Source organism: Paenibacillus dendrobii (genome assembly GCF_009807035.1).
GTDB classification, from domain to species: Bacteria; Bacillota; Bacilli; order Paenibacillales; family Paenibacillaceae; genus Paenibacillus_AQ; species Paenibacillus_AQ dendrobii.
On the sequence record NZ_WUBI01000001.1, the window covers coordinates 1 to 24,234 of the forward strand.

The 24,234-nt window shown below is 47.4% G+C and carries 16 protein-coding genes and 2 pseudogenes; 14 read left to right on the forward strand and 4 right to left on the reverse strand.

What is annotated here, in order from left to right; translation table 11 throughout:
- The 7 genes from GRF59_RS00005 to GRF59_RS00035 form a co-directional block, all read left to right on the forward strand.
- Positions 1–4,133, forward strand: a 4,133-nt coding sequence (locus GRF59_RS00005; protein WP_160495643.1) for a non-ribosomal peptide synthetase, incomplete at its 5' end; no start/stop codon positions are given.
- 21 nt (positions 4,134–4,154) lie between these two features.
- Positions 4,155–8,426: a type I polyketide synthase gene (locus GRF59_RS00010; RefSeq protein WP_160495644.1), complete on the forward strand. Its 4,272-nt coding sequence runs from the start codon at positions 4,155–4,157 to the stop codon at positions 8,424–8,426.
- A gap of 21 nt (positions 8,427–8,447) precedes the next feature.
- Positions 8,448–9,443: a 2,3-diaminopropionate biosynthesis protein SbnA gene (sbnA, locus tag GRF59_RS00015; protein WP_160495645.1), complete on the forward strand. Its 996-nt coding sequence runs from the start codon at positions 8,448–8,450 to the stop codon at positions 9,441–9,443.
- Positions 9,444–9,463: 20 nt separating this feature from the next.
- Positions 9,464–10,735: an MDR family MFS transporter gene (locus tag GRF59_RS00020; RefSeq protein ID WP_160495646.1), complete on the forward strand. Its 1,272-nt coding sequence runs from the start codon at positions 9,464–9,466 to the stop codon at positions 10,733–10,735.
- Between the two features lie 34 nt (positions 10,736–10,769).
- Positions 10,770–11,072: a thioesterase II family protein gene (locus GRF59_RS00025; protein WP_160495647.1), complete on the forward strand. Its 303-nt coding sequence runs from the start codon at positions 10,770–10,772 to the stop codon at positions 11,070–11,072.
- A gap of 542 nt (positions 11,073–11,614) precedes the next feature.
- Positions 11,615–11,953, forward strand: a complete 339-nt coding sequence (locus GRF59_RS00030) for an ArsR/SmtB family transcription factor (RefSeq protein ID WP_160495648.1) — start codon at positions 11,615–11,617, stop codon at positions 11,951–11,953.
- A 28-nt stretch (positions 11,954–11,981) separates the two neighbouring features.
- Positions 11,982–12,497, forward strand: a complete 516-nt coding sequence (locus tag GRF59_RS00035; protein WP_160495649.1) for an SRPBCC domain-containing protein — start codon at positions 11,982–11,984, stop codon at positions 12,495–12,497.
- A gap of 219 nt (positions 12,498–12,716) precedes the next feature.
- On the opposite strand, the gene GRF59_RS00040 is transcribed toward GRF59_RS00035, so the two are convergent.
- The gene (locus GRF59_RS00040; RefSeq protein ID WP_160498041.1) at positions 12,717–14,372 is read right to left on the reverse strand and encodes a histidine kinase N-terminal 7TM domain-containing diguanylate cyclase; all 1,656 of its coding nucleotides are present in this window, start codon (positions 14,370–14,372) and stop codon (positions 12,717–12,719) included.
- A gap of 311 nt (positions 14,373–14,683) precedes the next feature.
- Here GRF59_RS00040 and GRF59_RS00045 point away from each other — a divergent pair, with 311 nt between their 5' ends.
- The 5 genes from GRF59_RS00045 to GRF59_RS00065 all read left to right on the forward strand — a co-directional run bounded on the left by GRF59_RS00045 (position 14,684) and on the right by GRF59_RS00065 (position 18,633).
- The gene (locus GRF59_RS00045) at positions 14,684–15,601 is read left to right on the forward strand and encodes a phosphotransferase (RefSeq protein ID WP_160495650.1); all 918 of its coding nucleotides are present in this window, start codon (positions 14,684–14,686) and stop codon (positions 15,599–15,601) included.
- A 41-nt stretch (positions 15,602–15,642) separates the two neighbouring features.
- Complete coding sequence (locus GRF59_RS00050) at positions 15,643–16,011, forward strand: DUF4180 domain-containing protein (RefSeq protein WP_160495651.1); 369 nt, start codon at positions 15,643–15,645, stop codon at positions 16,009–16,011.
- Between the two features lie 470 nt (positions 16,012–16,481).
- Positions 16,482–18,002, forward strand: coding sequence for an aldehyde dehydrogenase (gene adh / locus GRF59_RS00055; RefSeq protein WP_160495652.1), 1,521 nt, complete (start codon positions 16,482–16,484; stop codon positions 18,000–18,002).
- 15 nt (positions 18,003–18,017) lie between these two features.
- Complete coding sequence (locus tag GRF59_RS00060; RefSeq protein ID WP_160495653.1) at positions 18,018–18,395, forward strand: DUF779 domain-containing protein; 378 nt, start codon at positions 18,018–18,020, stop codon at positions 18,393–18,395.
- A 40-nt stretch (positions 18,396–18,435) separates the two neighbouring features.
- Positions 18,436–18,633 (forward strand): hypothetical protein, encoded by a 198-nt coding sequence (locus tag GRF59_RS00065; protein WP_237391562.1) that lies wholly within the window; start codon positions 18,436–18,438, stop codon positions 18,631–18,633.
- 66 nt (positions 18,634–18,699) lie between these two features.
- Here GRF59_RS00065 and GRF59_RS00070 read toward each other — a convergent pair whose 3' ends face one another.
- Complete coding sequence (locus tag GRF59_RS00070; RefSeq protein ID WP_160495655.1) at positions 18,700–19,455, reverse strand: alpha/beta fold hydrolase; 756 nt, start codon at positions 19,453–19,455, stop codon at positions 18,700–18,702.
- Between the two features lie 101 nt (positions 19,456–19,556).
- On the reverse strand, positions 19,557–20,123 hold the full coding sequence (locus GRF59_RS00075) for a TetR/AcrR family transcriptional regulator (protein ID WP_160495656.1): 567 nt from the start codon (positions 20,121–20,123) through the stop codon (positions 19,557–19,559).
- A 170-nt stretch (positions 20,124–20,293) separates the two neighbouring features.
- Between GRF59_RS00075 and GRF59_RS00080 the strand changes: the two are divergent.
- Positions 20,294–21,210 (forward strand): annotated as a pseudogene (locus tag GRF59_RS00080) (alpha/beta hydrolase).
- A 129-nt stretch (positions 21,211–21,339) separates the two neighbouring features.
- Here the strand turns inward: GRF59_RS00080 and GRF59_RS00085 are convergent.
- Positions 21,340–23,202, reverse strand: coding sequence for a bifunctional metallophosphatase/5'-nucleotidase (locus GRF59_RS00085; protein WP_160495657.1), 1,863 nt, complete (start codon positions 23,200–23,202; stop codon positions 21,340–21,342).
- 452 nt (positions 23,203–23,654) lie between these two features.
- Here GRF59_RS00085 and GRF59_RS29555 point away from each other — a divergent pair.
- Positions 23,655–24,197 (forward strand): annotated as a pseudogene (locus tag GRF59_RS29555) (aminoglycoside phosphotransferase family protein); the annotation flags it as partial.
- Positions 24,198–24,234: the final 37 nt, after the last annotated feature.

Sequence of the window (24,234 nt, forward strand, 5' to 3'; positions counted from 1 at the left end):
CGGCCATGCAGCCGGTGCCTGTTGGAGTGACGGGGGATTTGTACATCGGCGGCATACAGTTGGCCAGAGGCTATCACGTGCGGCCCGAGCTGACGCAAGAGCGATTTCTTCCTGATCCGTTTTCAGATGAAGCGGGAAGCCGAATCTACAAAACGGGAGATTTGGCACGGTACTTACCGGATGGAAGCCTGGAGTACGCAGGACGGAGCGATGACCAAATCAAGCTGAGAGGATTCCGGATTGAATTGGGAGAAATCGAAGCGGCGCTGCTGAAGCATCCGAAAGTTCTGGAGAGCGCGGTAATCGCCCGGGATGAGGAGCGGGGCGGCAAGCGGCTGATCGGGTACTGGGTAAGCCAGGAGCCGGGAATCACCAGTGCGGCGGAGCTTCGGAACTTCTTGAAAGGGAGGTTGCCGGAGTATATGGTGCCGGTGGCTTGGATGGAGCTGGAACGGATGCCGCTGACCCCGAGTGGGAAAACGGATCGCAAGAAGTTGCCTATGCCACAGGATGTTAGGTCGGAGGTAGAAGCAGCTTTTGTAGCCCCGGAAAGCCCTGCTGAACGGCAGCTGGCGGAGATCTGGAAAGAGGTGCTTGGCGTACAGCAGGTTGGCGTTCATGATAACTTTTTTACATTGGGCGGAGATTCCATTCGCAGTATATCCGTTTTGTCCAAGGCACGCCACGAGGGGATATTGTTCACTTTGCAGCAACTTTTCGAATACCCTACGATCTACTCTCTGCTCGGCCAAATCGAAGCCGCAGATAGCCTTGAAAACCTGGACCCTATTGAAGCCTTTTCGCTACTATCGCCCGCTGATGCAAGTAGATTAAGGGAGCTTGCTATTGAGGATGCATACCCTCTGACCGCGCTTCAAGCCGGTCTTGTCTATCATAGCGAGCTGCGTCCGCACACGGCGATTTATCACGATATGATGAGCTTTACAATCAATAGCCGGTTTTACTCCGAGCCTTTTGCAGCGGCCCTTCGGCATTTGGTTCGGCGTCATCCGATCCTGCGAACCACATTTGATTTGGCGACTTACACGGAGCCGATTCAAATGATTCATCCGGAGATGCAAAAGATTTTGACGATCACAGATCTCAGAGCATTAACGGTAGTTGAGCAGGAGGAGGCTCTAAGATTATTTAAGGAGAGCGAGCGTCAGCTGCGGTTCGATTGGGGCCAGCCTTTGGTTCGGTTCTTTGTCCACATCTTGAGCGATGAGATGTACTGTGCAACGCTTAGCTTTCATGATTCCATGCTGGACGGCTGGAGCGTAAATTCATTAATCACTGAGCTGTTTACGGATTATTCGAACCGGATTGCCGGGACAGTCCGTGCGAAGAGCACAGAACCGGTACCATTCCGGGAATATGTGGCTTTGGAGAGAGAGGCACTGGCTTCAGATGAAGCCAAACATTTCTGGCAGGAGACGCTGGAGGAGATGACATTCGGTGCTGTACCGCGTGTTTCATCTCCATCAGATGCCACCCGAGAAATACTGATACGTTATTTGAAAGTGGATATCTCCCAGCATGTTTCGGATGGGCTAATTAAGCTGTCAGAACAGATGGGCGTTCCGTTAAAAAGCATTCTGCTGGCGGTCCACTTGCGAATCATGGGCCTCCTTGGCGGGACGGAGGATGTATTGACGGGGCTGGAGCATAACGGAAGACCTGAACTGCCCGGCGGGGAAAGCATGTTGGGCTTATTCTTAAACACGGTTCCTTTCAGATTAAATCTTAACTTATCAGAAGGTTCCTGGAGCGGTTTAATTCGGGAAACTTACAAAACGGAGACCGCTTTATTGCCATACCGCCGATATCCACTGGCCCAGATTCAAAGAGGCTTGGGAGGACAGAGGTTATTCGAGACGGTCTTTAATTATACTCACTTTCACGTGGCGGAAAAACTGCTGGATTTGGCGGATCTTAGCCTAGTTGATATGGATGCCGTGCTTGAGACGGATTTTCCACTTCGTGCTGAGTTTGGGCGTGAAATTGCTGCAGGGAACATTCGCTTTGAGCTGCATTATGATGCCGGTATTCTTCCCGAAAGTCGGGTTCGTAACATAGCAGGCTATTACCAGAAGGCGTTCTCTAACTTGCTGAACGATCCGGAGAGTCCGTTTATGCAACAAAATCTATTGTCGGAAGAGGAAGTAGAGACGCTGCTGTACCGATGGAACCATAAAGAACCTGCCAGGGATTCGGAGTTTACAGAATCTTCGTTCCCTCAGCTATTCGAAAAGCGGGCCGCTCTATACCCAAGCAGGATAGCTGCAACGTATCTGGATCAACATATTACTTATCGGGAACTGGATGAACGATCGAATAAAGTCGCACGGGAGCTGATGAAACAAGGAGCCGGGCCGGAAGTATGCGTCGCTGTTCTGGGCGAACGAAATCTAGATTTCCTAGTCATTCTTTTAGGCATTCTGAAGTCAGGAGGAGTGTATGTTCCTTTGGATCCACGCTACCCTGACGAACGGATTCAGGAGATGATCGTAACAAGCGGCAGCAGGATGGTGATCGCTGCGGAAGAATTTGTTACCTCTCTTCAGCAGAAGAAGGAGAGCCCGTCCAGACACCGTATTTGCGATATGGTTTCGATGACTGCTCTGCTTCAGGCGTCGCACTCTACCGAGCCTCTTCAAAAGCTTCCGGACCGAGAACAGCTGGCATATATCATTTTTACATCCGGGTCTACGGGTAAGCCGAAAGGGGCCATGGTCGAGCACAAAGGGTTGATGAATCACCTGTATGCAAAAATATCAGACCTGCATCTTACCGGGGACGACATTATCGCGCAAAATGCATCTCAATGTTTTGATATTTCCGTATGGCAATTTTTGGCCGGCCTATTAGTAGGTGGCAGCGTGCATATTTGCGAGGAAGAACTGGTTTATAACGCTTCCGCTATGCTGCAGGTTATTGAACGAAGAGGGATTACCATTCTTGAAATGGTGCCTTCGGTCATCCGTACCATGTTAGACCAAACCGGCTTGTTGGAAGAGCAGCTCGCATTACATTCTCTTCGTTGGATGGTACCTACTGGGGAGGCTCTTCCGCCGGATTTGGTGGGGCAGTGGTTTAAACAATATGCCCATGTTCCCATGATGAATGCTTACGGCCCGACGGAGTGCTCCGATGATGTGACGCATTATCCTATTTATCAGGAGCCGTCCGAACCTTGGAATACCGTGCCAATCGGACGTCCGGTAGCCAATATGTCCATGTATGTGATGGACCGGCACTTAAACCTCGTTCCTATTGGTGTACCGGGTGAGCTGTATGTTGGTGGGATCGGAGTAGGAAGAGGGTATATCAACAATCCTCAAAAAACGACTGAGGTCTTCCTGTCTAATCCTTTTCACACTTCGTCGGAGGCTAGATTGTATAAGACCGGCGATCTGGTGCGCTATTTGGAAGACGGTAATCTGGAATTTCTCGGACGAATCGACCATCAAGTAAAAATTCGTGGCCACCGGATCGAAATCGGTGAAATCGAGACTGCGCTCGCTCGCATCCCGGCAATACGGGAGAGCGTAGTGGTCGCGATGGAAAACGATGACCAAGAGAAATATCTGGTGGGATATGTGGTCCCCTATTCTGAAATGGCTGTATCGGTCAAGGAATTACGTTCAGATTTGAAGAGGCATTTACCCGATTACTGCATACCTTCGCAGTTCATCGTCTTGGACGCTTTGCCTTTAACACCCAATGGCAAGCTGGATCGAAAAAAACTGCCCCGTCCAGATCAGTGTCAGGAGCAAAGGGAAGAACCTATACATCTCCCGGAGAACAAGCTCCAGCAGACTATTGCTGACGTATGGCAGGCGGTTCTCAAAAAAGACCGAATTGGAATTGAAGATAATTTCTTTGAAATCGGGGGAGATTCGCTCCGGCTTATGCAGGTGCACAGTAGACTTCAGCAAGAACTGGACTGCGAGATTGCAATCGCAGATTTATTCAAATACCCGACAGTGAAGTCGCTGACGATGCTGCTTCAGGATGCAGAGGAGCAGGACAAACGGAACCAGGAAGAGCTGACGGAGATCATGGAACGAGCCGAGCAGCGGAAAGAAATGATGAAGAAACGGAAACAGGCGCGCGGTTCACGAAAATAACCCGGAATAGGAGGCGTTCAGGTGAATTACGAGATAGAGCAGGATAATGCCATAGCGGTTGTGGGAATGTCCGTCCGGTTTCCCGGTGCGAAAACAGTGGAGGAGTTTTGGGATAACCTCCGGAATGGTGTCGAGTCTATCACGTTTTTTTCAGAGGAAGATTTAAAAAGGTCCGGAATTCCATCTTCCGTGTATGAACTTCCCGAATATGTAAGAGCTAAGCCGATTTTGGAGGGGATCGATCTTTTTGACGCCGATTTTTTTCAATTCACCCCTAAAGAAGCGAGTCTTACCGACCCTCAGCAGCGCATTTTTTTAGAATGCGCCTGGGAGGCCCTTGAAATGGCGGGTTACCATGCGGAAGGTTACGATGGCCGGATCGGTGTCTTTGGAGGCGTGGGAGAGAGCACTTATTTTCTTTTTCATATATTCAGCCGCCCCGACGTGATGGAAGAGCTTGGAAAAATGCAGAGCAAACTCCTAAATGACAAAGATTTTCTCAGTACTCGTGTATCTTACAAATTGAATCTTCAAGGTCCCAGCATGACGGTGCAGACCGCATGCTCGACAGCATTGGTTAACGTGCATTTGGCCTGTCAAAGCCTGCTTAATGGAGAGTGCGATACAGCGTTGGCTGGTGCGGCCTCCATTGCAATGCCGAATAAGTCGGGCTATCTATATGAAGAAGGTAATATTTATTCCGCGGATGGACATTGCCGGGCATTTGACAAGGACTCGGATGGGACGGTATTTGGAGACGGTGTTGGCGTTGTCCTTTTGAAGCGTCTGGAGGATGCCTTGGAGGACGGAGACACGATTCATGCCGTGATCAAAGGATCAGCAATGAACAACGATGGGAATACGAAAATCGGATTCACTGCCCCTAGCGCCAGAGGCCAAGCGAAAGTCATTGCGGAAGCGCTGAGCATGGCCGCAACGGCTCCAGAGAGTATCGGCTATATTGAGACCCACGGAACGGGCACCAAACTTGGCGACATGATCGAGATTGAGGCATTGAAGCAATGCTATCATACCGAACCGGATGGTCAAAGAATTGTACTGGGATCGGTCAAGACGAACATGGGGCACCTGAACACCGCTGCGGGAATAGCTGGACTCATAAAAACGATACTGATATTGAAACATGGTCAGATTCCGGCAACGCTGCACTATACCGCTCCCAATCCCCGGCTTGATTTGGAGCATTCCTCCTTTATGGTAAATTCTTCGCTCATGGAATGGGAGCGAGGCGATATGCCTCGAAGGGCATCTGTCAGCTCGTTTGGCGTAGGGGGTACCAATGTCCATCTTATTATGGAGGAGACCCCGCCGTTAGCGGAAACGCAGGAGTCAGAACGCTGGGAGCTGCTTCCTCTTTCCGCAAAGACGCCGAATGCCTTGGAGCGAATGACAGACAATTTACAAACGTACCTTCGGGAAAACGAAACGGCGAAATTATCCGATGTAGCGTATACGCTGCAGCATGGAAGGAAGAATTTCCAGAATCGCAGAATGCTCGTCTGCCGTGACAAGAGCGATGCGGTCGATCTTCTGCAGCATCCAGGAGATAAACGTGCAGGCACTTTTTTGGATGACCCGTCAGGTTCCTCCGACGAAGCACGAGCCAGCATTTTTATGTTCCCTGGACAGGGAGCGGAGTACAAAGGCATCGGGAGAGAGTTGTATGAGGCGTTTCCGTTATTTAAAAAGGAAGTTGACAGATGCTCCGACCTGTTCAAAGCTCATCTCAACATTGACATTCGTGAACAAATTGGTTCATGGAAATCTAACGAAGATTCCAGTCGGACATTGGACTCCTTCTCTAGTTTGCCCGTTATCTTTTCCGTCGAGTATGCGATTGCTTCTCTTTTGCTCTCATGGGGCATTCAACCTGCAGCAGTAATCGGTCATGGAACGGGAGAATACGCGGCGGCCTGCATATCCGGCATGATCGGTCTCGAAGATGCCACTGCGCTTGTCGCGGCGCGCGTCCGTCTATTCCAAACGCTTAAGCCTGCATCTGTGATCTATGTTGAACGTTCAGAAGATGAACTTACGCCTGAACTTGACGGAAGAATACGAGTCGCTTCCGTCAATGGAGCTAGTTCTTGCGTGGTAGCGGGAGAGGAAGAAGAGATACGGCGGTTGAGCTCTCGACTTGAGGAACAGGGCGTCAATTTTAGGTCGCTGCAAAGTTCCCATTATATTGCAGCCAATGAACTTGATGAGTCGGGTGTGCATCAATTCGAACGTACCGTTAGAAACTTGAGAATAAATTCGCCTCGTATCCCTTATGTCTCGTCCTTAACCGGTACTTGGATGACCGCAGATGAAGCAGCGGATCACGCTTATTGGTCACGGCATCTCCAGGGCACCGTGCGATTTGCAGCCGGAATTAAGGAGTTGATCCGTCAAAATCCCCACTTCCTGTTCAGCGAAGTTGGCCCTGGTCAAAGTCTCGGCGCATGCATTAAAAGTTTGTACGAAGAAATCGGCGAGAGTCCCGTCGTACTGAACACGCTCAAACGGTCCAATCAGGATCAATCTGATGTTTTCCTGCTTCTGTCGCTGGCAGGGACGCACTGGCTATATGGGCAAACGATTGATTGGCAGCAATTGCAGAGTGGTGAGACAGCGCGCCGCCGTGTTCCGCTGCCGACGTATCCGTTTGAAAGAAAGCGCTATTGGATCGATCCAGATCTTTCCGCCATTTTCGGCCGCGGAGCGAAAGAAGGGGGCGAATCTCCATCGGCTGCGAAAAACAAGGTGGAGACCGGTGAAACAAGCAGCCGCGCGATAAGTCCCGCAACAAAGAACAGCTCTGAGCACATCATTGCGGAAATATTTGCCGAAATTCTGGGTGTCAACAATCCCGGTCCTCAAGATAACTTTTTTGATCTGGGCGGAAGCTCACTCGTTGCTGCACAGTTATTATCTAAAATGAACAAAGCGTTTCAGTCCCATTTTTCCCTAGATGTCATTTTTGCTGCTCCGACCGTGCAGGGAATCGCGAATGCGGTCAATCGTATCCGGGAACAGGATACTTCTATGAATTCTCCAGCGATTAGCGCTCTTGACGATATTCAGTTGGATCAGGAATTGAGGGACAGTATCCATGCTCTTGCTGACACTCAAAGTACAGACGGCCGGAGTTCATCAGTAGAGGGAATCTTCCTGACAGGGGCCACAGGTTTTATCGGTTCGCATGTTCTTTATGACCTGCTTAGGGAAACCGGGTCGGACATTTATTGTCTCGTCCGGGCGAAGACTGCGGAAGAAGCTAAAGACCGGATTCGTGACAATATGTTGCAATACTGGATTTGGCCGGAGGAATCAGCTTCCCGCATTATTCCTGTGCTTGGGAGCCTGGAAGAGGATAATCTGGGGATGACGGAGGAGCAGTTTGACGAGATTGCCAGTAAAATCTCCGTTATTTATCACATGGCCGCGTGGGTGAACTGGATTTATCCTTATTCCGAACTCAGGGGTGCAAATGTTCTGGGAACGAAAGAGATAATTCGGCTGGCTTGCGACACTTCCTTAAAGCCCGTTCACTTTATGTCTTCGGTTGCCGTGTTCGACTCTCCGGAATTGCCTTTAACATATGACTGTTATGAAAATGAAAATACCCGGCAATACAGAACGTTCCAAACGGGTTACGCGGAATCCAAATGGGCATCGGAGCAGCTGCTGTTGGAGGCGCGGTCTGAAGGTCTGCCGGTATCCATCTACCGCTCGGCCTATGTTACGGGCAGCAGCTTGCATGGAAGAAGCAATACGAATGACTTTGTCTTCCGTATGGTCAAAGGTTGTATTCAAATGGGGGTCGCTCCTTACACCGATTTGTATGTCAATATTACTCCGGTCGATTATGTGGCAAGATCAATTGTTTATTTGTCTAGACAAAAGGAATCCAAGCATCCTGTATATCACATTACCAACCAGGAAACCTCAACCTGGCTTGCTCTGCTGGGATGGATTCGAGGATATGGTTATCATCTTGATCTAATTTCGGTAAATGAGTGGAACGAAAAGCTGGAGCAAGCCATCCAAGAATCGCAGGACAATGCACTGACTCCCTTTTTATTCTATTTTGCTCCGGAAAAAGAACCACACTCCACAGAAGACGAAGTACCCATTCAAGGTAAAACATATGATTCGCAAAACGCAATTGAAATGCTCCAATCCAGTTCGATCGTTTGCCCTAAAGTGGATGACTCCTTGTTAAGAAAATATTTTGATTACCTGGTTGATTGCGGGTTCCTAACGAGTCCCTTTGCCGCAAGACTATAGCAAAGAAAGCGGGATGTGCATATGATCTATTCATCTGTAATCGATCTAATCGGAAGAACGCCGGTTGTTCCGATTCATAAAATGGCTTCTCCTGACGGGGCCCAAGTCTACGTGAAATTGGAAGGCTATAATCCCGGTGGCAGTATGAAGGACCGAACGGCTCAAAACATTATCCGGCATGCTGAAATGTGCGGTGATCTAAAACCAGGGGGAGTTATTGTTGAGTCGTCTTCCGGAAATTTAGCGATTGGGCTGGCTATGATTGCTTGCCTCAAGGGCTACAAGATGATTGCGGTAGTCGATCCCAAAATCAATCGAGTTAACCTGCGGATTTTGCAGGCGTATGGAGCAGAAATCCAAATGGTAGATAAACCGGACGAGAACGGCAATTTCTTATCCGCAAGACTGGAGATCGTTAAGAGGATTAGCGAAACGATGGACAACGTCTTTTGGCCGAATCAGTATAATAATCCATCCAATCCCGAAGCGCATCGTCTGGGAACTGCAAGGGAAATCTTCAACGATTTCGGGCAAGAGCTCGATTGGGTAGTTACACCGGTGGGAACCGCGGGGTTATCGACGGGCTGCAGTTTGGGACTTAAGGAACTGATTCCTCATATCAAGGTTTTGGCTGTAGATGCGGTAGGTTCGGTTATTTTTGGGACACCTCCGGGTCCGCGGCTCCAGGTAGGCCTGGGGGCAGCGGTAGTGCCTGGTAATCTGCAACGTGAACTTTTTGACCAAGTGGTTCATGTCACCGACCGAGATGCTTTTCATACGACCCGGAGGCTTGCCCTTGAAGAAGGAATTCTGGCGGGCGGATCATCAGGTGCCGCTGTTCATGCCGGACTGAAACTGGCGAATTCACTTCCTGCTTCACAAAAGGTACTCGTTATTCTCCCCGACCGTGGAGAACGATACTACGATACGATTTTCTCGGACAGTTGGCTGCAGGAACATGACATTCAATTGAATCAAGAAGAAGAAAGCGATTATATTACGCAAATCCAATTTTAAAACTTGAAATGAGGATCTTCATGAACAAACTTCATCTCAATATCAAAATCCGGCTTACAGAGTCTTTTTTCACATCACTCATTACATTCATGTTCTTGCCTTACATGGCCATTTACTATGCTAAATTCTTCAGTGAGACGCTTGCGGGGATTTTAATTGTCGTTAACGTTATTGTCGGGTTAGTTGCAAGCCTGTATGGAGGCCAATTGGCAGACAAGTTGGGACGAAAAAAAATCATGCTCTTCTCCGAGGGTCTCCGGTTTATTTCCTTGGTTGTTTTAATATTCTCTAATTCTCCGTGGCATATATGGCCAAGTCTTACGTTTATCATGATGCTTGTACTTAACATTGGCAGCGGGCTTGCACTTCCCGCTGCCCAAGCCATGGTTGTAGATGTGAGCACAACAGATAATCGGAAACTGATTTACCGTTTAGAGTATTGGTCTTCCAATATGGCATTAGCGGTTGGTGTCGGAATCGGCGGGGTCCTGTTCTCCAGTCATTTTTTTGAATTGCTAATCATAGCGGCTGTGGGGTCCTTGCTCTCCTTTTTTATCGTGAGATTTTGTATAGAGGAGACTTTCTTTCCAGCGATCCAAGAACGCGTAAAGCTTACCAAGATATTTCCGGATTACAAAATCGTGTTGCGGGATAAGATTTTTATGATATATGTGCTGGCTTCTACCCTCGCACTATCGATGGAATTTCAAGTTATGAACTACACCGGAGTAAGGTTATCCAATATTACGGATCATTTTAGATTATGGGACACAGGCAATATCCACCTATCGGTAGGTGGTGTGGAGTTATTCGGTTTACTGCGGTCAGAGAATGCGATCATCGTCATCCTTTTCTCTTTGTCAGTTGGAATACTTAGCAAAATAATTAAAGATCGGTGGCTATTAATTTCTGGGATTCTGCTGAATGCGGTAGGATATTACTTTGTAGCCATTGGCAATAATGCCTGGCTTCTGTTAATCATGATGGTACCAGCCACGATAGGAGAGCTCATGTTCTACCCCGTCAAACAAGCCTATCTGGCAGATATTGCCCCAGTGGAAAGTCGAAGTGTCTATATGGCGGTGAACAGTCTTGTAGGCAGAGCCTCTACCATGCTGGGGGGTGCCGCGATTACGATCGGACATTGGTTCCCCTCGTGGTTAATGGGACTACTGTTCCTTGGGACAGGAATTGTAGCGGCGGGTTTGTTCCTGAGTATCATGAACAGGCTAGAGGGAAGAGCCAGCCAGCTGGCTTCGACTCCAAACCCTTCGCTCACTCAGCAGCATTGAAACGTAAAACTGTCTGAAAAGTGGGGGGATACGAATGAAAAAGGATACGTCCGTCAATTTATTTTGTATTCCTTATGCCGGAGGTCTTTCTTCGGCATATCGGTCTTGGCAGGAATGTTTAGATCCTGCCATTAAGCTTATCCCCCTAGAGTTAGCGGGAAGAAGGGGGCGTTTTAGGGAACCGTTACATTCCGATCTTCGGGAGGCTGTATTGGATTTATTTGAAAAAATCCGGCCCCAACTTAACGAGTCACCTTTTGCTATTTTTGGGCATAGTTTAGGGGCAGTACTCGCCTATGAGCTGTCCAGAATCTTTATGGTCATGATGATCTCCTAGAGAACCGGAGCTTTTTGAATGAATGGGAATCATATACACGCTACGATTACAGAATGAAAGGGTTCCTTGGCGGACATTTCTTTATTACGGAAAATCCTGCTGATGTCGTTCGTTGGATCAATGAGACGATAACACAAGGTGAGCTACTGCAGGATGACAAGAACATTAGCGTTTGAAAGCCGCATCGTTGCGGCTTTTTTGGTTTAAAGTACCTATTTATGTAAAAGACAAGAACCTGGTCCAACTTGATTTGGTTAAAAATCAGGACATCAATGACGAGATCATATAGGCTTATTCCGGCAGCGAAAGCAGCAAATTACTCCTCCAAGCTTCAGGTTTTACTATGTCCCCTCCCTGAAACGCTAGGCGATGACAAGTCAGATACAAACCTCATGGTAATTGTAACGAAGAAGTCCATTTATAATATTCCTTGACGAGAATATTCCTTATTGGGTATATTATTTTCATCAGGATGGAAGTTATCCTAAATATAGGAGGGGAATAAACGAGAAACCATTAAATACAGAGGTGACCATCATGTCATGAAGAACTCCGGAATGGACATAACGACGCTGAGCGCATTAGCTGAAACGAATCGTATGAATATCGTTCAACTGTTGCGCGACGGTCCTCTGTCCGTGGGAGAAATCGCCGATCGGCTGGGTCTTCGCCAACCACAAGCGTCGAAGCATTTGAAAGTACTTAGCGATAGCGGGATTGTGGAAGTTCGAATCGATGCGAACCGTCGGATCTACACACTCCGGTCTGAGCCATTCCAAGCGATGGATATCTGGCTGCAGTCCTTCCGGCACATGACGGAAGAACGATTGGATAACTTGGACCATTACCTGCGGGAACTACAGAACAAGGAAAAACCATAACATCATTTCATTAGGAGGAGTAATAACAATGTCAAACAACGAAATGGTATCGAACGTAGAGAACGATCGAGTCCTGGTGCTGGAGCGCGTATTTGATGCGCCGCGTGATCTCGTATTCCGGATGTTTAAGGAACCTGAGCATCTCAAGCGTTGGTGGGGACCAAAAGGCTGGGAGATACCGGTGTGTACCATCGATTTCCGTCCTGGCGGGGTATGGCATTACTGCATGAAGTGTGTTGATCAGAATCAGGGTCAATTTTACGGCATGGAATCTTGGGGAAAAGGCATTTATAAGGAAATTGTCGAGCCGGAGACGATTATCTACACCGATTACTTCTCGGATGCCGAGGGCAATATCAACGAGTCCATGCCAGGGTCCCTAATCACGATAGAATTTATCGATCTGGACGGCAAGACCAAATTGGTAAATCGTTCTGAATATGCGTCGGCAGAGGCCTTAAAAACCGTCTTGGACATGGGTATGATGCAAGGAATCACCGAAACTTGGAATCGCTTGGGCGAGCTGTTGGAGTCACTTAAGTAAAGACGACCCCATAAGCTGGCTAGTTTCGGACCAGAACCGGAAAGCATTCCATATGAGGAGGAGAACCTGACCAGCCGACAAAAAGACCAAGATCTTGTCCTCGACCCGGGACAAGATCTTGGTCTTTTTTAATATAAAAAAGCCGCCATTTTGGCGGCTTTTAAAGCGACTATGTGCTTGCTCCCCCGACATTTTATGAAGTGATTGCCGGGTATAACCTTATTTCACTAGACTTGCAATCCGGTTGCGTCCTTCTCTTTTGGCTTGATACAGGACTTGATCGACCGATTGGAACATGTCGTTCAGCGTATCTTTGGAATTCAGAGGATTGTCCACCGGAAATTGATGAATGGAGAGCAATCCGATGCTGATCGTAATGGATAAGGTTTGTATGCTATGGGGAACTCTGATCGCGTTCGATTCGACGGTATTTAGGATTTGTTCAGCCAGTCGGCTGGCTCCCTCCGATGCTGTATCGGGCAAATAGATGATAAACTCTTCACCGCCAAAACGGGCTAGAATATCTGACGGACGCAGCGTCTGCCTGATCAAGCTCACCGTGCCGCAAATCACCTCGTCACCGACCATATGCCCGTAATTGTCGTTGATCAGCTTGAAAAAATCGATATCCAGCAGCAAGATGGAGAAAGGAATTTGATTCTCTATGTTTTTGTTCACTTCATGTTCCAGCTGCTGCGTTAAATAATGTCGGTTATAACAGCCTGTCAAGCCATCGGTTACCGCCATTTCCTGAAGTTTTTGGTTGGTCAGATGGAGCTCCTGCTGAATCGTAATAAGGGATTGGTTCCGCTCCTGTAGAATCTCATTCTGAAGCGACGTCTCATCAATGAGGCGCCGAATCTCGGTCATATCCTGAAACGTGACGATTCGTCCGACTCTTGTACCGCTAACCAGGATTGGAGAGACCTGAATTTGGACGTAACAGGGATCATTTTGCAGGTAAAGGATATCTATCTCTGCGCGCTTCATAGGATACTCCAGGTAAGTGTTAATAAAAATCTCCCACTTCTCTGCGGTCCCTCGTTCCGGAAAAATATTGGATATTTCGAATCGATCGCCGATATTCAGTTTAAGAAACGGCGCTAGTGTACGGTTGATCTCAACAATTCTCTCATTATCATCAAGCACCAGAATTCCGTTTGAAATCGTATTAATAATATCTTGATGGGCGATGTTCACCAGATCAAATACCTTATCCCGATGAATGGCAATAACGAAATAGACCGCGGATAACAAAATGCCAAGCGATGTCAATCCCGGTATAACCTGCTGAGAGAATGGGAAAACCACGTTCACTAAAATATCCGCGCAGATAAATGCGATCACGACCACAATTCCCCGGAGTACCTGTTTTACCTGTTTTTTGATTCGCGGGGCATTGTCCGATACCAACGTCTGATAGATAATGTACAACGAAACGATTCCATATCCGATCAGAATGGGAGCCGTAATCCAAAAAATCGGTCCATAAGTCCGCTGGAAGTAGCCGCCGTTTACAGGCTGAACGAACCAGGAATTCGGATTGATGATGGACGCCAAGGCTCCGATCAATGCCGGTAATGGAATCAGGAGGGATGTTTTCCTGCTTGGCAGAGAATGGTTTGTTAACAAAAGCGTGAAAAATAACCAGCCGACGGCAAGGAGTCCCATATCCACAAAAGCAAGCAAAACGTAGAAGTATTGAACTGTTGAATTCTCGGTTGCTTTTATGGCAAACTGACAGAAGGGCCAAAACATCATAAAAAAGTGGAAGATCAAGTAAGCCTTATGCAATTTGGTAATCGTAACGGATACAAATACATATACCCATAAAGCAAATAAAAGGATAAATAATACGAAGTCTATCCATGCCATCACGCTAAATGTACACCTCTTATGTAAAAGTAGAAACTGACAAGCTAAAGTTAAAATACGGATAATCGGTTTCTTCGTTTCCATGATTTTTTCGGTTCGATACATTATTGCTCTTAGGGCTAGCAAAAAAATAGGCTGCGTCTTCGTACAGTCGCTTTGGAAATGATTGTTTTCCAAATTTACACATTCATATAGCAAACATACTCTACGTATAGGATGCTTGTAAAGAAATTAAAAAAGCTATTGTTCTTTTTCAGGTTACATTAGATCCCAAATCGATTGGAATGGATCAATAATAAGGAGGAAATGAAATGGAACCAACAAATCTGTGGGATGCAGAATGGGATGTTTCGGAGGAGTTAGCTTCTGCTCTGATTCATGGCCAGTTCCCGCAGCTGGCATCCAAACGGATTAAGAGATTAGATCATGGCTGGGATAATACTGTATATCTGGCGGGGAATGAATTTGTTTTTCGTTTTCCGAGGAGGGGAGTCGCTGTTTCATTACTGGAAATGGAGGGCAGGCTGCTGCCGATGCTTGCGGACAAGATCAATATTCCATATTCAAAACCCGTATTTTATGGAGAGGGCAATGAGGAGTATCCGTCACCTTTTCTGGGCTATACGTACTTGCCCGGGAAGTTTCCGCTAGGATTATCGGATGAACAGCGCTGTTTATCCGTAACTGTCCTTGCGCAATTCCTGAAAAGTCTGCATGCATTTCCAATACAGGTTGCCGAGCAAAACGGAGCACCGCGTGATCATCGGAATCTTACTGACATCGCATCCCGCAAGGCGAAAATGCTGACGTTCTTGGAGGATCTTAAGCCTCACCTGCAGGAAGACGAATATTGCCTTATTGAAGACTACATACATCAACTGACGCTTACAGAGGTTCGTTCCCAGGAGGTATTCCTCCACGGTGATCTTCATTTTAAAAATATGCTGGTGGATGAATTCGGCCACATCGCAGGTATTATTGACTGGGGCGATATGAATATCGGCCATCCGGCATGCGATTTGAGTGTTGCATACAGTTTCCTGCCGCCAAGTGCGCGGTCAGATTTTTTCAAAGAGTATGGAGAAGTGGACAAGGAGACCCACATTCTTGCACGATTAATAGCCGTATATATACCTATGCTAATCCTTCTGCAAGCTGTAACCGACCGGAATACCGAAATGGCCGAAGAGGCAAAAGGCAATATCAGAAGAGCTCTTGCTGACGAATAATTTTATAGCATTGTTATTTTCATTAAAAGGGGAGTTTTATTATGCACATCATTATAGACCAAAGAGGCAGCTCTAAAGTCGCCGTTATTTCAAGCGAAGCAATCGTCATCGGGAATTTGAACGACGCATTGGATCTTATGGCCAATGTTCGATACAACGATGTCGACAAAATGCTGCTGCGAAAAGATCAGATCACCGAAGATTTTTTTGAGCTCAAAACGAGACTGGCAGGCGAAATTCTGCAGAAATACACGAATTATGAGATGAGAATTGCCATTGTAGGTGATTTCAGCGGCTATAACAGCAAAAGCCTGAACGACTTCATCTATGAATGCAACCAGGGCAGCAGAGTGTTTTTTAAGAATACAGAAGAAGAGGCGCTGGATGCACTCCATCGTATTCACGTCTAAAATTACAGATCAAATTCAACCCGAACAAGAAGCCTTCCATTTCAGAATGGGAGGCTTTTTTCATTGGTAGCACTAAAGGAATGCGGAAAACGAACAACAGTAACGCAGATTAAGACAAGCCGATGTCTCACTGGGTTGCTGTGGAGCACGGTGGATCGATAAACATTACATTAATATAATTTTATTTAGAAATTAAACCAATGATTGACATCACACGCACTAATTTTTATCATATTGGTGAACAGAATTTATGAAAGCGATGCTTGAATCGCGGTATCGTTACATCACGGAAAGGAGGTAACAAGGTCTCTTTATATCTGTTGCAGCTACTGCTTGATCGTCTGTGCCAATGTATATAAGATTGAATTCATCAAAAATGACAGCGCTTTCTTTTTTTGTGGTTACGTATTCCTTCAATGAACCCAGGCTGATGAGATGACAATATCTTTATTAGAGGAGGCTGTTCTTTTATGGTATATGCTGAACCAGGACAGAATGGATCGAAAGTAACTTTTAAGAAGCGTTATGAAAATTATATCGGCGGCAAGTGGGTTGCCCCCGTTCAAGGTCAATATTTCGAAAACGTATCGCCTGTCAACAACAAGGCTTTTTGCGAGGTTCCTCGCTCGACCGCGGATGATATTGAGCTGGCGCTCGATGCCGCACATGAGGCCAAGGGTGCTTGGGGACGCACATCCCCCGCTGAACGTGCGGTCATCCTGAACCGGATCGCGGACCGGATTGAAACAAACCTGGAAATGCTCGCAGTCGCGGAGACATGGGACAACGGTAAGCCGATCCGGGAGACGATGGCAGCGGATTTGCCGCTTGCGGTCGATCATTTCCGTTATTTTGCCGGCTGTATTCGGGCGCAGGAAGGATCGCTCAGTCAAATTGACGATGACACAGTGGCATATCACTTCCATGAACCTCTTGGGGTCGTCGGCCAGATTATTCCATGGAACTTCCCGCTGCTGATGGCGACATGGAAGCTGGCTCCGGCGCTTGCGGCAGGCAATTGCGTCGTACTCAAACCGGCAGAGCAGACGCCTGCATCCATCCTGGTTCTGATGGAGCTGATCGAGGATCTTCTTCCCCCGGGTGTCGTGAATGTTGTGAATGGTTTTGGACTGGAGGCAGGCAAGCCGCTCGCATCGAGCAGCAGGGTGGCCAAAGTCGCTTTCACAGGAGAGACAACCACGGGCCGCCTGATTATGCAGTATGCCTCACAGAATCTGATTCCGGTAACGCTGGAGCTTGGCGGCAAATCCCCGAATATTTTCTTCGAAGACATCATGGCCCAGGATGATGCCTTCTTCGATAAAACGCTGGAAGGCTTCACGCTGTTTGCGCTCAATCAGGGTGAGGTTTGTACATGTCCTTCCCGCGCTCTGATCCAGGAATCGATATACGACGAGTTTATGGAACGGGCCTTGAAGCGCGTTGGGGCCATTAAGCAGGGCAATCCGCTGGACCCATCCACCATGATCGGTGCCCAGGTATCGACGGAGCAGATGGAGAAAATCCTTAGCTACATCGACATTGGAAAACAGGAAGGCGCAGAATGCTTGATTGGCGGGGCAAGAGCCTCCCTTGAAGGAGACTTCTCGGACGGTTATTACATACAGCCGACCGTGTTAAAAGGGCAAAATAACATGAGGATCTTCCAAGAAGAGATCTTCGGACCGGTTGTTGCCGTAACCACCTTCAGGGACCAGGAGGAGGCGCTTGCGATCGCGAACGATACGCTCTATGGACTTGGTGCCGGTGTATGGACGCGAGATGTGAACACGGCTTACCGGGTAGGGCGTCAAATCCAAGCCGGACGCGTATGGACAAATTGCTATCACGCCTATCCTGCGCATGCTGCGTTTGGCGGATACAAATCCTCCGGCATTGGCCGCGAGAACCATCTGATGATGCTCTCCCATTATCAGCAAACGAAAAACTTGCTCATCAGCTACAGTCCGAACAAACTGGGATTCTTCTAAAATGGAGACATCCCTATGAATCAGGAAGACAATGAGGTTCGGAAAGTCATCGCTACGGATGCGGCACTCGAGCTGATCGGGCTGCTGGAATCGAAGCATGGTCCGGTGATGTTTCATCAATCGGGAGGCTGCTGCGACGGAAGCTCCCCGATGTGTTTTCCGCTTGGAGAATTCCTTGTCGGGGACAGCGACGTGTTGATGGGAGAGATCGGCGAAGCCCCCTTTTACATGAGCAGAGCCCAATACGAATACTGGAAATATACGCAGCTTATCATTGATGTGGTTCCCGGTCGTGGAGGCATGTTCTCCTTGGAAGGTCCTGAAGGGAAGAGGTTTCTGACACGTTCACGCGTCTTTAGTGAAGAGGAGCTTCAGAGGCTGAATCTGAAATAATCGTTGATCCGCGGACGATTCGCGGGATCGGAATACGCGGATGCAGGCCTTCATCAAAGGCTGCCGCAGCATTATGCCGCTGGATGAAGGGTTCGAGAACTTGTACGGATTCTCCAGATTGCTAAGGTCACTCGACAACAGCAAGATGGATAACGTCCCGGACTGGCTCTCCGGTCTGCGAGAAGAGTTTTTTCGAATCAGCGACCAATTAAGACAAGGCTTCATAGCGTTATTATAAAATAAAGGTACAGAAGACGCTTGTCCGGCAGCAACATGGCCGGGCTGCGTCCTGTACCTTTTTCATTCACCTGATCGGATGATCCGCCAGAAACTGAAGGATGCGGTCGTTCACCTGAACGGGCTGTTCCCGGACCATATGCGGTCTGTGGCTGCCCCCTTGAACCACCATGATCTCCGAGTGCTGGATCAGGGAGCCTAATCGGCGTATTTTCTCTTCGCCCACAAAGGGATCATGTTCTCCGGTGATCAGCAGGGAGGGGCAGGAGATGTTCTTCAACTGACTCTCCGACAGCTTGGGATACAGCCGCCAATCTTGCGCCGACTGCCGCATATGCTCTTGCCAGTTGCCGAGGTGTGCCTCTTCATGCCGCTCCGTCATCTGTTGGATGGTATCCTGCCTGTCATGCCCGATAAGCCACTCCGGCTCGAATTCCTCTACGCCCGTAGGATCGGCAAAACCACTCGTACCGATGGTTGTAAGCGTACTTACCCGCTCCGGCTGCGTTACCGCGCAGTATAAGCCGACATTGGCTCCCAGGCTGTAGCCGATCAGATGGGCCTTGGGAAGCTCCAGAGTATCCATCAAAGCGATCGTATCCGCCGCTAGCTGCGGTGTGCTCCATTCCAGGCTTTCGCAGCGTGTCCGCCCATGTCCCCGGAAATCCGGATAGTAGCACGTATAGTTCTGTTGAAAATCCAGCAGTTGGCCAGCAAAGGCAAGAATCCCCCGAGAATAGCCGCTGTGCAAAAACAAGACGGGATCACCGCATCCCATCTTCTCATAATAGACTGCCAGATCCTGTAGCTGAATATATGGCATTGCCTACCTCCCGTGAAAAAGGATTTAATTTACGTCTATTGTAAGCCTGGTTCCATATATTGTCACATGAATCTTAGAGTCAGCACTGGATGAAAAATGACTTACGTTGAAGAATTTTTCTGGCCCGCCAGGGAGATCGTTTGCATGATCAACTCTCCGACTTCGGTGGCTACGAGTTCCATGCTGCCCTTTAATTGATTCAATACATAAGACTCCACAATGCCTAAAGTAGCCATGCTTAAAAATTTCAAAAGTATTTCATTGTCCTTTTCAGGGTCGCTCTTATCTATTTTTTTGATTAGTTGATCCATAATGAAACCAAGCAGCTGATCCCTGAACGAGACTGTGCTTTTACTTGCGAACAAAGCGGAGAAGAATGCTTTATGCTGTTCAAAATAATGGAACCAAATAATTGTGCCTTCGATAAAGCCTTTATCTTTTTTTTGTTCACAGATTTCTGCTAATTCCTCCAGCCGTTGATTGACGATGGTATCCAGCAAGTCATATTTATCTATGTAATGCAAGTAAAATGTCTTTCGGCCTACATCCGCGGTTTCAGTTATTTTTTTAACGGAAATTTCATCAAAACCATCTTCAATCAACATGGTTAAAAATGCTGATTGAATGGCCTTTTGTGATTTGATGATCCTTCTATCTACGTTGTCCATGCAGGAAGCGCCCCTTTATTTTATACGCATATTTTAGAAAATGTGTATTACTACACGAATCTAAGGTTATGGTCATTGAAATGACTTTGCTTGTATTATACCATAAATACACACGAGGGTATTAAAACACTCTAGTGTATAATATGAAACCAGCAAAGGTGGTTGTAAATATGGCAGTGACTAAAAAAAATGTAGAATTTAATGCGCATGGGCTGCAAGTAGCAGGGATTCTAAATTCACCTGAACATGCGGAAGAAAATAAACAATATCCTGCGCTTGTTTGCGTTCATCCAGGCAGTAGCTGCAAAGATCAAACTGCAGGTATTTATGCCGAGAAACTGGCTGAACAAGGGTTTGTAACCATTGTATTTGATGCATCCTACCAGGGAGAAAGCGAAGGCGAACCTCGATATATAGAAGAACCTGCCGCTCGGGTTGAAGACATTCGTTGTGCGGTAGATTATCTCACTACTCTAGATTGCGTAGATGAAAATCGTATTGGTGTATTAGGCGTTTGCGCAGGGGGGGTTATGCAGTGAATGCCGCCATGACAGAGCGTCGAATCAAAGCGGTTGGTACAGTCGTTGCTGCTAATATCGGTCGCGTCAATCGTGAAGGCGATCCAATTAAAGTGTTGGAGGCCATTGGCCAACAACGTACTGCCGAAGCTCGTGGAGCTGAAGCCATGATTACGAATTGGATTCCGAATACTCAAGAGGAAAGAGAACAGGCTGGCATTACGGATATTGACATTGTAGAAGCGGTTGATTATTATACAACGCCACGAGGACAAAGCCCGAACTCGCCAAATAAGTTGAAATTCACCAGCTTAGGATCCGTAATAGGTTTTGATGCGTTCCACTTAGTGGAGGAGCTGCTAACACAGCCACTGCAAATCATTGTAGGTGACGTACAAGGAGCATTCGGTTCATTTAAAGATGGTCATGAACTGTATGATAGAGCAGCTTCAGAGAAAAAGGATCTGTGTATCGTTGAAGGCGCGAGCCATTACGATCTATACGACGTACCAGAACCCGTTGGACAGGCTGTTGCAAAATTGGCAGTTTTCTATAAAGAAAATCTTTGAAAAATGCTTAGATCTCCGGTTTAAAGAGAGAGTCATGTCAGAAAGACCAATGAGAGACAGACATTTTTTATAATAGACAACAAAAGGAACCGGCATAGCTGCCGGTTCCTTTTTAACATACCTATTCTTTTATTTCTTAACAATGATACGATCCTCGAGTTTCGGATTGATCACTTTATGATTCTGCAAATATTCTTCGACGACATCATAGAAGGTGTATCCGGTATTCAGGACTTCTTCTTTCTTCAGCATCGAGTAACCGTCGCCGCCGGAAGTAATGAAGTCATTCGTCGCAACGGTATAGGTTTTCTCTGGATCAAGCGGCTGGCTGCCGATTTTCACTTCCAGGACACGCTGTCCTACCGGCTTCGTAATGTCATAGGAATACGACATGCCGCCGATTTGAAGGAAAGAACCAGGCAGATCATCCGTTTTCTCTACGCCTTTCACGGATACTTCCAAGGCTGCCTTGATATCCGCGCCGGTTGCTTTCACAATCGTCAGCGTATTAGAGAAAGGAAGCATCGCGTAGATATCCTTTTTCGTCAAATCTCCGACTTTCTTGCTTGCACGGATACCTCCGCCATTAACTAGAGCGATGTCCGCTTCATGGCCTTTGATCGTTTTGGTTTTGTCGATGATGGCATCTGCGATAAAGTTACCCAGATTCGTTTCTACGGCGCGGACTTCCGTTCTTTCGCCGTGCAGATCGACTTCGGTTTTTCCGATTACGACATTCATGGCTTCGTCCACTTTTTTCACGACTTCATCAACCATTTTTTCGATCTCTGGATCCGCTTTGACATTCTCGTCGTATTCTACCAATCCGCCGCTGAATCCTACCAATTCCTTGTTATAGTAGTAAAGGTCGACGCGTCCGAGAGATTTTCCGTATTCCCAGTCTTGGACAATATACGTGCCGTTCACTTGTTCAGGCGTCCGAAGCGGGGTATGGGAGTGGCCTCCGATAATCAGATCGATGCCCTCCACGTTTTTGGCGATTTCACGGTCTTTTTCCACGCCAATATGAGATACGACGATGACATGGTCTGCTTCTGCTTTCAATTCCGGCACCAATTTCTTCGCAATATCGACCGGATCTTTGAACGTCAATCCAATCACGTTATTCGGATGGGTAACGATCGGCGTTTCTTCCGTTACGAATCCGATAAACGCATATTTTTCTCCGTCAATCGTAACGGTATATGTAGGAATAAGCAGATTCGATCCATCCGCTTTGTACACATTCGCGTTGATCATCGGGTATTTGAGCTGGTCACGCAGTTTCAGAAGCTGCTCGTAACCAAAATCGAATTCATGGTTGCCTGCTGCCATGGCCCCATAGCCAAGCGAATTCAGGATCGGAAGCAGGGACTCCCCTTTGAATTGGTTGGTGTATATCGTTCCTTGGAACGTATCGCCCGCATCCATCAGGAGGAAGTTTTTGTTTTCTTCGCGCCATTGCTTCACCAGTGTGGCGATTTTGGCGTATCCGAACTCTTTGTCCTTCGAATTTTCTTGAATATGTCCATGCACGTCATTGGTATGCGCGATCGTCACATGTTCCGTAATCGCTTCGCCAAGCGCATTGATATAATCGCCGCGAGTGACTTGAGCGTTCGAGGACAATTTCAGATCTACACCCAGCCCTTTAGCGATTTTCGTCAACTGGTCTGCCGTTGGAATGGTTCTTCCTGCAGCTGCATCTTCCTTGGTAATAGCTCCTTTGCCAAATGCCCAGTTCAAATATCCGGTTGCCCAGTATCCTGTGGATGCCGTCGATGGTTCACCTTGCAGTCTAGCAATTAAAGCTACGGCTTCCCCAAGGGAAATCGGTTGCGAGAGCATCAAATCTCCGGAATGATATCCTGTCACGATGTGTTTCTCTTGCATCCATTCGCTATGCTGCACGGGATGCAGAGGTGCCGCGAATGCCGAAGTGGCAAACAGGGTTGAGATTAAGCCAGTTACTACCATTGTTTTCGCTTTCATTTTAAAATTCAAAAAAATCGCTCCCTTTTATAATATATAAAACGATGAACCGATGTTCCGCCAAAAAGTATACCTATTGAATACAAAGACGGTCAAGTATGAAATAGAACAAATTGGATTATGACGTACTAGAGATAGCCGAGAATGTTTCGGTGCTATGACATGAATATCCTAGTATTTCATTTTCCGTTTTGAGTGTATAATTCTGGTAAACAAAATAATTGAATTATAGTAAGGGAATGCGCTTCAGCGGATCATCGGTTGCCTCGAAGTTTGCCGGAAGGCAAATGCAAAGCCGATCTGTACGTTCCGGTGAAGAAAAGGGGGGCAGAATGAACACGGAAAACCATACTTGGCGAGGAAATCCGCTGCAGGCAATCGAGTGGACACAATCCAAACCCATGCTGAATGAATTATTGAAAATGGAGCATGCTGCTCTAACCGTACATGCCATGAACCAAGGCTTTGAAGCAGAAGTGGTGAAAATCGCTACGGAGCAGGGAAACTACTGCCTGAAAACATGGAACAAAGAATCAAGGCCGGACGTCGGCTTCCAGTATCGTCTGCTGGATACGATGATTAAGCAAGGTATTCCTGTTCCACAGCCTATCGCTTATGGACGCAATTCCGGCACAGCCTCGGTGCTGCTGACTTCTTTCAACGGGAAAGCGATCCATAAGGTCGATTCGGAGATCATTGCCGGGATGGCTTTGCTATTGTCACGGATACATCGGTTACCGATTCAAGATTTCGCTGGCCTTCCACTGTTGGCTCATGATTTTACACAGTACTTTTTTCCCGGTATTCAGCATCATGCGGATCTGCAGCTTGTACTTACAAGTCTCACTGACCAGATGTCCATGCGTCAGGACCGGTGCATTCATGGCGATTACCATCTCAATAATGTGGTCGAAGCAGACGGAGAGTTGACGGTGATCGATTGGACGAACGCGCAGGCTGGAGACAGCAGATTCGATCTGGCATGGTCTGTCATAGTGATGAATATCTTATTGTCCGAACGCCATGCTGCGT